Annotated in this window: 9 protein-coding genes; 3 read left to right on the top strand and 6 right to left on the bottom strand. The window is 34.7% G+C overall.

The genetic code is table 11. The features are described from left to right. Window positions 1-77: 77 nt before the first annotated feature. From ABD935_RS08110 to ABD935_RS08090, 5 genes are all read right to left on the bottom strand, one after another. Window positions 78-1,205 (bottom strand): tyrosine-type recombinase/integrase, encoded by a 1,128-nt coding sequence (locus ABD935_RS08110; RefSeq protein WP_345191331.1) that lies wholly within the window; start codon window positions 1,203-1,205, stop codon window positions 78-80. A gap of 457 nt (window positions 1,206-1,662) precedes the next feature. Further along, on the bottom strand, window positions 1,663-5,001 hold the full coding sequence (gatB/aspS, locus tag ABD935_RS08105) for a bifunctional amidotransferase subunit GatB/aspartate--tRNA ligase AspS (protein WP_345191330.1): 3,339 nt from the start codon (window positions 4,999-5,001) through the stop codon (window positions 1,663-1,665). Beyond that, window positions 5,001-6,401 (bottom strand): amidase family protein, encoded by a 1,401-nt coding sequence (locus ABD935_RS08100; RefSeq protein ID WP_345191328.1) that lies wholly within the window; start codon window positions 6,399-6,401, stop codon window positions 5,001-5,003. Before ABD935_RS08100 ends, gatB/aspS begins: the two co-directional genes overlap by 1 nt. Before the next feature lie 2 nt (window positions 6,402-6,403). Then, complete coding sequence (locus ABD935_RS08095) at window positions 6,404-6,673, bottom strand: Asp-tRNA(Asn)/Glu-tRNA(Gln) amidotransferase subunit GatC (RefSeq protein WP_345191327.1); 270 nt, start codon at window positions 6,671-6,673, stop codon at window positions 6,404-6,406. Between the two features lie 506 nt (window positions 6,674-7,179). After that, window positions 7,180-8,448 carry a porin gene (locus ABD935_RS08090; RefSeq protein ID WP_345191325.1) on the bottom strand — a complete coding sequence of 423 codons (1,269 nt, stop codon included), beginning with the start codon at window positions 8,446-8,448 and terminating at the stop codon, window positions 7,180-7,182. Between the two features lie 412 nt (window positions 8,449-8,860). Here ABD935_RS08090 and gyrB point away from each other — a divergent pair, with 412 nt between their 5' ends. From gyrB to ABD935_RS08075, 3 genes are all read left to right on the top strand, one after another. Beyond that, window positions 8,861-10,810, top strand: coding sequence for a DNA topoisomerase (ATP-hydrolyzing) subunit B (gyrB, locus tag ABD935_RS08085; protein WP_345191324.1), 1,950 nt, complete (start codon window positions 8,861-8,863; stop codon window positions 10,808-10,810). 161 nt (window positions 10,811-10,971) lie between these two features. Continuing rightward, the gene (locus ABD935_RS08080; RefSeq protein WP_345191322.1) at window positions 10,972-11,988 is read left to right on the top strand and encodes a DUF6588 family protein; all 1,017 of its coding nucleotides are present in this window, start codon (window positions 10,972-10,974) and stop codon (window positions 11,986-11,988) included. 424 nt (window positions 11,989-12,412) lie between these two features. Continuing rightward, window positions 12,413-13,339, top strand: coding sequence for a malate dehydrogenase (locus ABD935_RS08075; RefSeq protein ID WP_345191321.1), 927 nt, complete (start codon window positions 12,413-12,415; stop codon window positions 13,337-13,339). A gap of 343 nt (window positions 13,340-13,682) precedes the next feature. Here ABD935_RS08075 and bglX read toward each other — a convergent pair whose 3' ends face one another. After that, window positions 13,683-15,965: a beta-glucosidase BglX gene (gene bglX / locus ABD935_RS08070; RefSeq protein ID WP_345191320.1), complete on the bottom strand. Its 2,283-nt coding sequence runs from the start codon at window positions 15,963-15,965 to the stop codon at window positions 13,683-13,685. Between the last annotated feature and the right edge of the window lie 28 nt (window positions 15,966-15,993).

The raw sequence follows: 15,993 nt of genomic DNA, 5'->3' as shown, positions 1-15,993 counted from the left end.
TAACGATGCTTTTTCATCATATATTCCTCCCTTATTAAACAGGGGTAATTTTTTCATATGCTAATATAGTTACTTTCTTACAGATTGTCGAAAGGATTTTTAATATCTTTTAAGTTAGTTGTTGATACATGCGTGTAAATCATGGTAGTTTTTGGACTGTTATGCCCCAGAAGTTCTTGTATATATCTGATATCGGTGCCACTTTCTAACAAGTGGGTAGCAAAACTATGGCGTAAGGTATGTAGCGTTGCGTATTTTTTTATGTTCGCCTTTTTCAACGATTTTTTGAGTACTTGTCTTGCACTTACTTGGGTATAAGGTGCATCATATCTGCCTTCAAATAAAAAAACCTTAGGGTTGTAGTGGTCTATATAGGTTTGTAGCAGTGGAATTAAGCCTTGTGATAATAAAGTATATCTATCCTTTTTCCCTTTGGCAGATTTAATATGTATTAATCCGCGTTCAAAATCTATATCTTTTGGTTTTATACTTAAAGTTTCGCCTATACGTAAACCGGCGGAATAGGTCAGGCTCAACAACACTTTGTGTTTTAAGTTTTTTGTGGCTTCAAATAAGGCTTTTACTTCTTGTTTGCTTAAAATATTTGGTAATTTTTTATCCTTATTTGGACGTTGGATGTTTAAAGTGTCAATAGCTAAACCTTTAAAATCTATGAGGTGTTTAATGCCGCTAATGCATTGATTCTGGTAAGAGATCGATTTTTTGGCCACAAAAATAAAATCGTAATTAAACTGTTCAATGGTTCTTGCCGTTATTTGGGTAAGGTTTTTTAAATTCATGTAACGTAAAAAGAAAGCAGTTACTTCTGCATAAGTGTTTACTGTATTTTGACTAAAGCGTTTTTGTTCCAACCATTTTTTAAACCTGTTAAGTTCATTGGCTTGTTCGTCTTTTAGCAAAGGAAGCGTAATTTGCTTGGCAGGAGCAATTTTGGCAGGAAGGCTATTGTTTTTAAAGGCTTCATAATTTACGTACCATTTTTTTTGCCTAAAATAAAGGAACAGCTCATTTAGGCGTGTTTTGTGGTATGATGTGTAAAAGGTTTTATGTGTATCGCTCCATTTGGTTTCAGGGAAATTTTCGATGTATTCTTTAACGGATTCATCATATTTGAAATTTATGGCAATTTGTTTAGTCTGGTTATGCCAAAGTGGGAGTAATGTTATAGTTGGTATATCTGCCAATTTATTTGTTTTGAGCATTAAAATACGAAATAAATTCTTACTGGTAGGTTGTTTTTTTTGAAATAGTTTTTCAGTGAAATTAAAAATTCAAGAATATGATTTATTGAAAACTAAAGCCATGAATTAAACGGAAATCCTAAATAACAAAAATCGGGTTTTTGGTTTTTGGCAAAATGAAATCCATAAAACGTCTCTATGGTTTTGTATTTAAGATAGTTGGGTTAAATACATGTCTTTTCTTTTAGTACATGACAAAAAATATTAGTACATGACAAAAATAAAAGTGTCACATTGAGCCCATCGATTTAGTTTATACTGAGTACTTCGACTAAACTCAGTATAAACTAAAGTCGAAAAGCTATTAAAAAGAAGGTTTCCAATGTCTTAGGAGCGTTCAGATTAGCATTCAACATACAATATTTTTGTAATGTACTTATGTCTTTTTTATAAAACTAAATCACTTCCTAATAACCCTAACATTCATCTCCTCTACCTTTTTATCAGATAATTGAGAAGGCGCACCAAACAGTAAATCTTCGCTAGTTCCTGTTTTTGGGAATGCCATCACTTCTCTAATAGAGGCTTTTTTCTCTAAAATCATCATCAATCTATCTACACCCCAAGCAATACCGCCGTGTGGCGGTGCGCCATAATGGAACGCTTTATACATGGTGCCAACGCTCTTCATCATCTCTTCTTTGTTATAGCCCATGTTTTTGTACGTGGCTTCTAAAATTTCAGGTTTATGCGCACGCACAGAGCCACCACCAATTTCGTAACCGTTTAAGATTAAATCGTATTGTTGCGCGATGATGCTTCCAATCTCCTCCTCTTTACCATTCATGTGTTTGTCAATATCATAAATAGCAGGCATGGAGAATGGGTTGTGTGTAAACGTCCAACGGCCTTCATCTGTTTTTTCAAACATCGGGAAATCTACAACCCAAGCAGGTCTTAATTCCTTCGGGTTGATTAAACGGAGCATTTTGCCTAATGCTTGACGAACAGCATCTAAAGCTTTATTTGCTGTAGTATAATCTGCAGCAGAGAAGAATACAACATCGCCAACTTGCGCATTTGTCGTTTTGATGATTCCTGCAGCAATATCTTCACCTAAAAACTTAATAATTGGCGATTGCAAATCATTTTCGTTCACAATAATATACGCTAAACCACCTAAACCGTGTTGTTGCGCTATGGCGGTTAGTTTTTCAATCTGACCTTTAGATAAACGTTTGTTGCCTTGCTCTTCAGCAGATACTTTAATACATTTTACAATACCGCCTTCGTCAATAGGTTTACTAAATACTTGGAAGGTGGTGTCTTTTACAATAGCTGTAATGTCTTGTAGTTTTAAGCCGAAGCGTAAATCTGGACGGTCGCAGCCATAATAATCCATAGCGTCTTTATAGGTAATGACTTCAAACGGATGTAGAATCCATTTTTTACCATATATGTTTTCAACAATACCATTGAACATTTTCGTGTTCAAATCGATAATTTGTTGCATACTGGCATAGGCCATTTCAATATCCAATTGCGTGAATTCTGGTTGACGGTCGCCACGAGAATCTTCATCTCTAAAACAACGTGCCAACTGGAAATACTTTTCGTAACCAGAAACCATCAACATTTGTTTGAATTGCTGAGGTGCTTGTGGCAGTGTATAGAACGAGCCGGCTTGCTTACGTGTTGGTACAATAAATTCGCGCGCGCCTTCGTCGGTTCCTGCGCTTAAAATAGGGGTTTCTATTTCAAGGAAATCTTCGGCGTCTAAAATATCACGCATCATTTTGATGACTTTGTGGCGATTTACAATCACACGACGGACATCATCATTTCTGTGGTCTAAATATTTATATTGAAAACGAACATTTTCATTGGTTTTTGTTGCTCGTTTTATTTCAAAAGGTAAGGTTTTAGAAAGGTTTAGGATTTCTAAATCTTTGGCTTCTAATTCTATTTTACCCGTTCTTAAAGCAGCGTTATAATCGTCTTCTTTACGTTGTACAATGGTTCCAGATACGGTAATAACCGATTCTGGTTTCAATTTTACCAACTCATCTAAATTAGCAAACGATTCTCTACTTAATCGTACTTGGAACACTTGTGTACTAGAATCGCGTAAATCGATAAAAATTAATTCGCCATGGTCACGCACACTAGACACCCATCCAGAAAAGGTGACGTTTTCGTTAATGCTTTCATCTGAAATATCAGAGATTACATGGGTTCGGTATTCCTCTTTTATTACTAAAGGGATTTCTGGTAAAACTTCTTCTTCCTTTTTTGTAGTTTGTTGTTGAGGTGTTTGTTGTTTAGCTGAGCTTCCGTCTTCCGTCTTCCGTCTTCCGTCAATTTTTCCAGCAAGCGCTTCCAAAATCCCCTCACGAATCACTTTTCCTGAAGCGCCTTTTCCAATTATCCCAATCACTTTTCCAACTAGAATACCAGCTTTTCCTTGGTTTCCAGATTGAATGTCGATAGCAATGGCTTCATTTTCTGAAATCACTTTTACAATAGCGTCCTTTATTTGAGATTCTGAAATGGTGTTATCTTCAAAATACTGATTGTAATCAAAACTTCGGTCTTTTAAATAAGACGTTATGGCGTTTTGTACTAAAACCGATGTGATTTTTTCATCTTTAAAAAGCTGAAAAATCTCTATTAAATGTGCTATGCTGTGAATATCTGCATACTCATCGGCAGCAAGATTATTGACTAATGTTTTGGCGACAAACGATGGGTCTTTAATCACATTGTTAATGGCAATAAACGTTTCCGAACGTAAGGAGTCTGCTGTAAAGAACTTCGCGTCTTGCGGTAACACACCACCTTTTATTAAAATGGATTCTACAGCAAAAGGCAAGGTGCTTAAATCGACATCAATAGACTCTACCACCTCTTTAATGCTTACAAAAGGTAAATCTGGTTCGGATATAAAACGGTAATCTGCTTCAAATTCCTTTTTACGCATGGTTTTGGTTTGCTTTAATTCAGCATCCCATAAAACCGTGGTTTGGTCTGGTCTAAACGCGCCATGTTCTAAGAAATAGTTGAGTTGTTTTTCAACTTCTTCCTTTAAGGCGTCGACCATAAACTTAAACGAGTTCAAGTTTTTTATTTCGGTACGTGGATTTAAATTATAATCGCGTTTTTTACGAAGTGATACAGACACATCCGATTTGAATTCCCCTTTTTCAAGGTTGGCTTCGGAAATTCCGATGTTCTGAACAATACGATGAATGTATTGCGCATAGGTGGACACGTCTTCTATATGACGAATGCAAGGTTGGGTAACAATTTCTATTAAAGGTACACCAGCTTTGTTAAAATCGACTAACGATATTTTTTTCTCGTGCATTAATTTAGCGGCATCTTCCTCTATATGAACCTGCGTTAAATTAACCGTAAACTGAGAGCCGTCATTTCGGAAACAAGACACTTGTCCGTCTGGAATTACAGGGTTATGAAACTGTGTAATTTGTATGTTTTTCGGGTTGTCAGGATATTCATAATGTTTTCTATCCCAAGAAATCACTTCGTTTTCGAAAGTTGATTTTACCGCTTTCCCGAAATAAATAGCCTTTTTAATAGCTTCTTTATTAATAGCGGGTAAAACGCCCATTTGTCCCGTACACACCGAACAGATATTTTGGTTAGGGGTTTCTATTTCTTGATTGGCACAAGAGCAAAATAACTTCGTTTTGGTATTTAATCGCACGTGGGTTTCCACACCGATAACTAACTCTAATTCATGCTTTTTAAGCAGCTCGTTTAATTGTTCTAATTCCATTATATCGTGTCTTTTAAGAAGTTAGCAAACTTCAAAACGAGTTCGTCATTATTTTTTGCAGCCGTAATTTGTAAACCTGTTGCTGTGCCTTGTGGTACGGTTAGCGTTGGTAATTGTCCTAAGCTAAAGCCAACCGTATACGCATCGGATAAATACATAGCCAATGGGTCTTTTAAACTATCGCCAATTTTAGGTGGTGTGCTCGGTGTAACCGGCGATATGATGATATCGACTTCTTTGAAATCTTTTTCGAAGTTTTCAGAAATTTGATCTCTAAGGTTTAATCCTTTTAAATAAATTTCGTCTGAAAATCCTTGTGATAATACTTGGTTTCCACCAACAATTCTGCGTTTTGTTTCTTCTGAAAAATTCTCAGAACGTGTTACCGCATAGCTGTCTATTAAGTTATGGCCTTCAATACGATTGCCGTAATTGGTGCCATCTAATCTAGATAAGTTAGAGGCTGTTTCTGCCATGGCTAAGGTATAGTATGTAGATACTAAAGTTTCAGACTCAAAGAAATCTAAAGCTTTCACTTGAATGCCTTTGGCTTTTATTTTTTCTATAGCTGCCAAGAAATCAGATTTTACTTGTCCATCAATCGCATCGGTTTCTATGAAGTTTTTAAAGTAACCGACGGTTTTAATGCTTTCCGAAGTTGAAATAGCATCCTGAGATATTTCCGCGGAAGCGTAAGTGGTTTGATCTTTACCATCTTTGCCACTCATCACATTTAAAACAATACGGATGTCTTCAATAGATTTTGCAATAGGCCCAACACAGTCTGTGGACGATGCATAAGCCATTAACCCGTAACGTGAAATACGTCCGTAAGTGGGTTTTAAGCCATACACATTATTATAACCTGCAGGTTGACGAACAGAGCCTCCCGTGTCGCCTCCAATAGAAAATACGGTGTAATCTTTTGCAACGTTAACCGCAGAACCGCCACTAGAACCACCACCAACTAAATCGGGGTTTATCGCGTTTTTAACGGCGCCAAAAATGGTGTTTTCACTAGATGAGCCGTGACCAAAACTATCGCAGTTTTCTTTTACTAAAGGTATAGCCCCAGCATCCAATAATTTTTGAATGGCTGTTGCTGTGTATGCGGCTTTGTAATTTTTAAGTAAATCAGAACTCGCAGTAGTAAGCGTGCCTTGCACCATATACACATCTTTAATTCCAAAAGGAATCCCTTCTAATAAACCAATAGTTTCACCATTGGCGATTTTAGCATCCACTTTAGCTGCTAAATCTAGAGCCGAAGTATCTAATAATGAATTTACGGTGTTGTTCGTGTTCTGCTTTAAAGCGTCTAATCGTTCTTGTACTAATGCTGTGCAAGTGATGTTTTTATTCACCAATTGCTGATGAATCTTATGTATTTGAGAGTCCATAATTATTCTTCTATGACTTTAGAAACTACTAAATAGCCGTTTTTTTCTTTCGGGAAGTTTTCAATAATGATTTGTTTTTCTATCTGAGAGCTATCCATAACCACATCGTCTCTCAAAGTATCTAGGGACACCGCATTATCATGATTTTTATTAAAAGCATTATTATTTGTTGTATTCGCGTTTTTAATCACTTCAAATAATTTGTTTACAGCCTCTGATGGCTGCGCTCCTTTAATACTCGACAAGACGTCGACGGTCATAATTTTACTCATGTCTTAATTTTTAAATTAAAATAATTCCCCGATGACTCTGTCTCGGGGTTTCCGTACTCAACTCCCTTTTGGGGAGGTCGAAATTGCCATTTTGCAATTTCGGGTGGGGCAGAATAAAAAATTTCTTTTTTTTGCTCTATGCCCAAAATGAAACTATTATAACATCTAAATGATTTAACATTTAGAATAGCTGCTTTCAAGAAATTTTTTATTCAAAAAAAAGCCTTCCAAATTTGGAAGGCTTTATATATTTTTAAACAATAACCTTCCTGATCCTAAAAATTAGGATTATTGAAATTATTATTGTCGATATTATTTAACATAATTCGTTTATCACGCCAAATATATAGATTAAAAACCTAATTGGTGTCTTTTTTCAGAAGTTCCTACTGTAATTATCAAATTATTAAAAAAATGAATACTTGTTTGTTGGTTTAATAATGAAAATTAACGTTTCGCCTGTATTTTAGAATGTTAAACTCTTTTGTACGATTATAGCCTGTTTTCTATTTTACTGAAATTTGATATTGTAATACAGCCATGCCTTTGTAAGCTTTTTGTTTTAAAGTTGTGGCATCAAAAATAGGACGGTGCTGATAGCCTAAACTGAATTTATTATTGTGCGAGCCGTCCAACAGGAAATTAATGGTGAAATCGAAAACCGTCATATTATCTTCTAGGGCATCCCAATTGGAGTGTTGTATGGCTATGTTTGGTTGGATAATCATGGGTTGGCTTAAAATTTCGGTTTGCTTAAATGCATACCCAAATTGCGTATACCAAGTGGTACCTGTACCGATCATAGGGAAAGCCACACCAGCTCCGTTAAAATCTGTTCCGCCTCCTGTTGTAGGGTTGTTGGCGCCAACATTTCTAATATAGTTTTCTCCAAAATCGTAATCAAAAAATCCTAAATAAGCCGTTATAGCATTGCCGTTAGCAAGTGGTAGATTTAAAAATGAATCTGCTGCAAAATGTTTGATATCGTAAAGCGTAGTGCTTTCAAGTTTTGCGTCGCCATTGCTCATGGCTTTTTCTTGATGCTGAAAACCTGCGCCAATATTAAACACTTTTTTAGTTTGCATGTAAGTCCCTGTTTGGTAAGCAGACTTGTTTGATTCATGCTCGAAAAATTGATATTTTACATAAGATGAGGTTTTTACCCTAGGTTTGCTATTCGCGAAATTGACCTCTCCATCGGGTATATTGATTACGGCGAATGGTCTGTTAAAGGCGATTCTATAATCAAACTGCCCGGTTTGTCCTTTAAGCCAAACACCAAATAAACGTCCTAAATCATCATTTTTTTCAACAGAGTTTAAGGTGAAAAGTGGCGAGTCTAATCCCATCATGGTTTTTGCCGAACGAATATTCCATCTATTTAGTCCTTGCCAACCCGATTTCCCAACACCTACCTCTAAAAATTTGGCAAATTTATATTCTACGTATAAATCTAAAACATCGAGCGAAAAGGTTTTGTTTTTAAAATTGTAATTATTGCCTCCAAAAATAGCATAAGCAAAAATTTTAGGAGTTATTTGAGATGACACAGGAATACGTAGCCGTCTTATAGAGATATCTAAAAATTCTGAAGCAGGTTCGTCGTATATAAGAGAACCGTCGTTTAAATCAGAATATCTTAACCAAATTTGAGAGGTGATATTCCAATTTATTTTAGGTTTAAATTCTTTTTCTTCTTGGCTAATTAACGCTATAGGAAACAAGAATAATCCTAAAAAAATTAGTTTAGCTAGTTGGGCTTTTATTTTTTTCATGTGAAATAATCTTCTAAAAATTTTTGACAAAAATATTATTATCTCTTATGTCAGAACGTGACAAATGTCATGATTGAGTATTTATTTTTTACTTGTATTGGCTACAACGTTTGAGTAAATATAAATATTTTTTTACAAGTTTAAAGTCTGAAATAAAGCCTTAGAAGTGTTTTTCTGTTTTAGGGTTTTTAATTTTGATTAAAATTTATGAAATTCCTTTTTAAGCCCCTTTTTAGTCGATTTAAGCCACTTTAAAGTAATTAACAAATGTTGATAATTATACGAATGACTCGATAAAAAGCTTTTAAATAGCCTTAAATATTCGTATATTTGTTTGTATTCAGAAGGATGCTTTTTAAGCATCTTTTTTTGTGATACAAAATGATATTCAAATTAAGATAAAACATATAATATGAGCGAAGGTAAAGAAGAATTTAATAAGCATAATTATTCGGCAGATAGTATTCAGGCTTTAGAAGGTATGGAGCACGTTCGTATGCGTCCATCCATGTATATTGGTGATGTTGGTACGCGTGGTTTACACCATTTAGTTTATGAGGTTGTCGATAACTCGATTGATGAAGCTTTAGCAGGACATTGTAACAATATTACTGTTATTATAAATGAAGATAATTCGATTACTACAGAAGATGATGGTCGTGGTATTCCTGTAGATTTACACAAGAAAGAAGGCGTTTCTGCACTTGAGGTTGTAATGACTAAAATTGGAGCAGGAGGTAAGTTTGATAAAGATTCTTATAAAGTATCTGGTGGACTTCACGGTGTTGGTGTAAGTTGTGTGAATGCATTATCAGAACATTTAAGAGCAACCGTTTATAGAGATGGTAAAGTTTATGAACAAGAATATGAGCGTGGTAAATCCATGTATCCTGTAAAAGAGATTGGAATAACTGATAAACGTGGTACAACAGTAACATTTAGACCAGACTCCACCATATTTACACAAACTTTAGAGTATAGTTATGATACTTTGGCGAGTCGTTTACGTGAGTTGGCTTACTTAAATAAAGGGATTACCGTTCATTTAGTTGATAAAAGACATATAAAAGAAGATGGCGAATTTGAAGGTGAAACATTCCATTCTACTGAAGGACTAAAAGAATTTATCAAGTATTTAGATGCGACTAGAGACCCTTTAATGAAAGACGTTATTGCTTTTGAAGGTGAAAAAAATGGTGTTCCTGTTGAGGTAGCGATGATTTATAATACATCATATGCTGAGAATTTACATTCGTATGTAAATAACATTAATACACATGAAGGTGGAACACACTTATCTGGTTTCCGTCGTGGATTGACACATACCTTAAAAAAGTATGCAGATGAATCAGGCATGTTAGACAAATTGAAGTTTGATATTGCAGGCGATGATTTCCGTGAAGGATTAACAGCTATTATTTCTGTAAAAGTTCAAGAACCACAATTTGAAGGTCAAACAAAAACAAAATTAGGTAACAGAGAAGTTTCTGCGGCGGTAAGTCAATCTGTTTCAGAAATGCTAACCGATTATTTAGAAGAAAATCCAGACGATGCTAAAATCATTGTTCAGAAAGTGATACTTGCAGCTCAAGCCCGTCATGCAGCTCAAAAAGCCCGTGAAATGGTGCAACGTAAAACCGTAATGAGTATTGGTGGATTGCCAGGGAAATTATCTGATTGTTCTGAGCAAGACCCAGCAAAATGCGAAATATATTTAGTCGAGGGAGATTCGGCAGGTGGAACCGCAAAACAAGGTCGTGATAGAGCATTTCAAGCTATTTTGCCATTACGTGGTAAGATTTTGAATGTTGAAAAAGCGATGACTCATAAGGTTTTTGAAAATGAAGAGATTAAAAACATTTTTACAGCACTTGGTGTAACTATTGGGACAGAAGAGGATAGTAAGGCGCTTAACCTTTCAAAATTAAGATACCACAAAATCGTAATCATGTGTGATGCCGATATTGATGGTTCGCATATTGAAACTTTAATTCTAACATTCTTTTTTAGATATATGAAAGAATTAATAGAAAACGGTCATATTTACATAGCAACACCACCTTTATTTTTAGTTAAAAAAGGAGCTAAAAAGGAGTATGCCTGGAATGATGATGAACGTTTAGCTTTAATGGAACAATATGGAGATGGCGCAAAAATTCAACGTTATAAAGGTCTTGGAGAAATGAATGCAGAACAACTTTGGGATACAACCATGAATCCTGAATTTAGAACATTACGCCAAATATACGTAGACAGTGGTGCAGAAGCAGATAGAGTATTTTCTATGTTAATGGGCGATGAGGTGCCGCCTCGTAGAGATTTTATTGAAAAGAATGCTATTTATGCGAATATTGATGCGTAAATAAATATGTTCAGAAATTGAAATAGCCTTTATGTCTTAGATATAAAGGCTATTTTTTTACCTCAAATTTAATTAAAATTCGTTTAAATGCATTTTATCACGTTTAAATGCTTGTTTTAATGTTTTTTTTTCTTATGTTTGTTAAACCAAATCTATAATTAATGAAAAAGTTAATCTTATTTATATTGTTGTGTTTGGCAACCATAACTTCAAAAGCACAAAGTGATATTGATGTGCTTCTTGCTGCAGGTGTTGACGATGCAGAGCGTTTTGCAAATGATTATTTAGCGCCGGGTACAAACGGTTTAATGCATAGTATGAATGCTAACTGGTTTAATACAGCAGATGCTAAACCTTTAGGGGGTTTTGAAATCTCAGTTATACTAAACGCTGCATCAGTAAAAGATGAACACAAAATGTTTAATTTAACGACTGCTGGTTATAAGAATATTTCATTTCCCGATAATTCACCTTCAAAAATGGTTGCAACTGTTCTGGGAGAAAATGACCCAGCTGTTTTTATAGAAGTTGAATACGAAGATCCGATTTTTGGAAACCAAACTGAAACTATTGAGTTGCCAAATGGCATAGGGTCTAGTAGTGCCAATTTATTGCCTACTGCATTTATACAAGGCGCATTAGGACTTGTAAAAGGGATAGAATTAAAAGCACGGTTTGTGCCAAAAATTGATACAGATGATGTAAGTTTAAGCATGTATGGTGCAGGTGTACAATTTGAAGTTACAAAATGGTTGCCAGCAGATAAATTACTGCCAGTAGCTATTTCTGGTTTAGTGGCCTACACACATTTAGACGGTGAATATAATTTAACAGAATCTTCAGGAATACAAGGTGAAAACCAGCGCATTGAAAATGCTACAAATACGTGGTTGCTTCAACTAATTGCTTCAACTAAATTACCAGTAATCAATTTTTATGGTGGTTTAGGGTTTATTAAAGGAAAGTCGGAATCTGATTTATTAGGAACATATAGAGTAACAGATGGTGTGTTAACATCTCAAGCCATTGTTGACCCATTCTCAGTATCAAGTGAGGTATCTTCAGTAAGAGCAACCGTAGGAACAAAATTAAAGTTGGGTTTTTTCAGACTTAACGCAGAATATCATCTATCTGAATTTGATGCATTTTCAATAGGTATTCATTTCGGTTTTAGGTAACCTAATGTTTTAAAAGAATTAATTGTTTAGTTTTAGTTAGTTATATTTAATTTTTGTTATAAAAAGCACAGGATTTTGTCCTGTGCTTTTTTTATTTATACCAATTCTGCATTGAAATTACTGCAATAAAACGCCCTTTCTTTCTTTCTACATCAATATAAAAAGAAACCGTAACTATGGCTATGCTTTATTTTTCTATTTCGTATAAAGAAAAAAATCATCATTTTCTTTTACAGTAATTTCAATGCAGAATTGGTATTACAGTGTTTTAATTTGTAATTTTGCAGGAGTTGATTTTTGTGGTCTTTTTCACTAAAATTAATTAAAGTTCATGACTTTAATCATATATATAATTTGAATTTATAATGATTTTTGCATAGTAGATTAGAACATATTTAATACTAATAAATAAAACAATTAAAAAATGAAAGTAACCGTAGTAGGAGCAGGAGCAGTAGGTGCCAGTTGTGCAGAGTATATTGCCATTAAAAATTTCGCTTCAGAAGTTGTATTGTTAGATATCAAAGAGGGGTATGCAGAAGGTAAAGCCATGGATTTAATGCAATGTGCATCATTAAATGGATTTGATACTAAAATCACTGGAATTACAAACGATTATAGCAAAACTGCCAATAGTGATATTTGTGTGATTACTTCAGGTATTCCTCGTAAACCAGGAATGACTCGTGAAGAATTAATAGGCATTAATGCAGGGATAGTAAAAACGGTATCTTCAAGTTTACTTGAACATTCTCCAAATATGGTACTTATTGTTGTAAGTAACCCAATGGATACTATGACATATTTAGCACATAAAACTCTTGATATGCCAAAAAATAGAATTATTGGTATGGGAGGTGCTTTAGATTCTGCTCGTTTTAAATACAGATTAGCTGAAGCTATGGAAGCTCCAATAAGTGATATTGACGGTATGGTAATAGGAGGTCATAGTGATACTGGTATGGTGCCATTAACAAGTCAGGCCACAAGAAATAGTATTAAAGTGTCTGAGTTTTTAAGCGAAGACCGCTTGGAACAAGTTACTGAGGATACCAAAGTTGGTGGAGCAACACTTACTAAATTATTAGGAACATCTGCTTGGTATGCTCCAGGTGCTGCAGTTAGCGGTTTAGTTCAAGCTATTGCCTGTGACCAAAAGAAAATGTTTCCATGTTCTACATTCTTAGATGGTGAATATGGTTTAAATGATATTTGTATTGGTGTGCCAGTAATTTTAGGTAAAAACGGTATTGAAAAAATAGTTGATATCCCTTTAAGTGATGCTGAAAAAGCACACATGCTAGCTAGTGCAGAAGGTGTTAGGAAAACTAATGGATTATTAGATTTATAATAATTTATTTATTTAAATAGTTGTTTTAAAACTACTAGGATTTTATCAATAGAATTCTCCGACGCTTGCGTCGGGTGTAGAGTAAAGACATGTAATTTTGGTTCTAAGAGCGAACATGTTTATAATAGTGAGTCGTCCTAAAATAGGTTGACAGTTATTAATAAAATTAAATTAAACCAGAGAAGTTAACTTCTCTGGTTTTTTGTTGTTTATAAAATCAGATGTTTTCATATTAAGATTCAAATGTGGTCTTTTATTGATATACCAATTCTGCATTGAAATGACCGCAATAAAACGCCCGAGATTTATTAAAATAACTTTAAAAGAAAAACATCAAACAGAATTATTTCAATTCAAAATCGGCTTCAACGGTTTCTGCAGAACTTCCTCCAACAAAAACTTTAAAATCTCCAGGTTCAATAACATATTCACTTTCATTATTATAAAAACCTAGCGTTTCTTTATTTAATGTAAATTGGATTGTTTTAGTCTCTCCAGCTTTAATGTTAACCAACTCAAATCCTTTAAGTTCTTTAACAGGTCTAGTTATACTGCCAAACAAATCCCTTATGTAAAGTTGAACAACCTCTTTGCCATCTCTTTTTCCAATATTTTTTATATCGACAGATACACTTATTTCTTCGCCTAAACTAAAAGAGCTACCATTCAATTTAAGACTGCTATATTCAAATCTTGTATAACTTAAGCCATAGCCAAACGGATACAATGGTGTGTTATTAACATCAATGTAATGTGACCAAAACACGTTATTATCTTTATCAACTGGTCTTCCTGTATTTTTGTAATTGTAATATATGGGAACCTGTCCAACATTTCTGGGGAAAGTCATTGGTAATTTTCCACTTGGGTTATAATCGCCGTATAAAACTTGAGCTACGGCATGCCCAGTTTGCGTTCCTAATTGCCACGCTTCAACAATAGCGGGTATATGTTCGTCAGCCCATGTAATTGCAAGCGGACGCCCATTATTCAACACTAATACAATATTAGGATTCACTTCGTGAATAGCTTCCAATAATTCTTGTTGCACGCCTGGGAGTTGTAAATTTGTTCTACTTCTGCCTTCACCTGATTGAAAACCATGCTCACCTAAAACCATCACCACAACATCAGCTTTTTTAGCAGCTTGGATAGCATCGTTAAATTCACTTTTATCAGAAGTATTTATCTTAACTTCTTTAACAAAAGTAGTTTTTCCTAAAGAAACATCAGTACCTTTATTATACACCAAAGAATTGTTTTCATAAGCTTGCATACCTTCTAAAACAGAAACTGCTGTATTATCATCTGAGGCAATACACCAACTTCCTAAAGGGCTATTTTTATCCGCAGCCAAAGCACCAATAAGTGCTATATTTTGACCTTCTTTTTTTAATGGAAGTAAATTGTTTTCATTTTTTAGAAGCACAATTGATTTTTTTGCCATATCCAAAACTGCTTCATGGTGTTTTGGATTGCCTATTGTTTCCTTTTCACGAGTTTCAACACAATATTTATAGGGGTCTTCAAATAATCCCAATTCAAACTTCACCCTTAAAATTCGGCTTACAGCATCATCTAGAAGTTTTTCATCTATGAAACCATCTTTAACTAATTGTGCCAATTCTTCTATATAAGTATTAGATTCCATGTCCATATCTGAACCGGCAGTGACTGCAATTTTTGCGGCTTCTCTTTTGTCTTTGGCATGTCCCCATGAAATCATTTCACCAATAGATGCCCAGTCTGAAATTACAAAACCGTCAAAATTCCATTTTCCCTTTAAAATATCGCGCTGTAAGTAAGAACTTCCGGTTACTGGTACACCATTAATTTCGTTGAATGAATTCATTAAGGTTCTAACCCCTGAGTCTACTGCTGCTTTAAACGGCGGAAGCACAATATTATGTAAAGTAGACATTCCTATATCAACAGTATTATATTCTCTTCCAGATTCTGAAAAACCATATCCGGCAAAATGTTTTGCACATGCCGCTATCGTGTTTACTTGAGATAAATCGTTCCCTTGAAAGCCTGTAATACGGGCTTCTGCAATTTTACTTCCTAAAAAAGGGTCTTCGCCAGCACCTTCCATAACACGACCCCAGCGAGCATCTCTGGAAATATCTACCATAGGTCCGAATGTCCAGTTAATACCAGATGCAGATGCCTCTGCAGCAGCAATACTTGCCGATTTTTTAATCGCCTCTAAATCCCAACTAGCCGCTTCTGCCAAGGGTATAGGACTTAGTGTTTTATAGCCATGGATAACATCAAACCCGAAGATAAGAGGAATACCTAATCGAGTTTCCTCAACTGCAATTTTTTGAACGGCAAGAACGTTCTTAACACCTCTTACGTTAAGCATAGATCCAACCCATCCTTTTCGTAAATGCTCATATTTTTTTTCTGCATTACCTTCTTTAGGAGCTGGGCCAGTAACATCCCAAAACCCATTGTATTGGTTCATTTGTCCTACTTTCTCCTCAATGGTCATTAATTTTATAAGGGAATCAATTTTTTGTTTTATTGTCTGATTTTTGTTCTCTTTCATTGAAGTTTGCTTAGTATCATTAAATCCAATTAATAATAAAATTGGAACTACTAAAAGGACTATTTTTTTCATATTAAAACTTATTGAAATTGAAGTATAA

It is taken from the genome of Algibacter agarivorans (assembly GCF_039543245.1).
Lineage (GTDB): Bacteria > Bacteroidota > Bacteroidia > Flavobacteriales > Flavobacteriaceae > Algibacter_G > Algibacter_G agarivorans.
The sequence above is the reverse complement of the archived record's forward strand: the minus strand, read 5'-3'. Positions and strand labels throughout refer to the sequence as shown.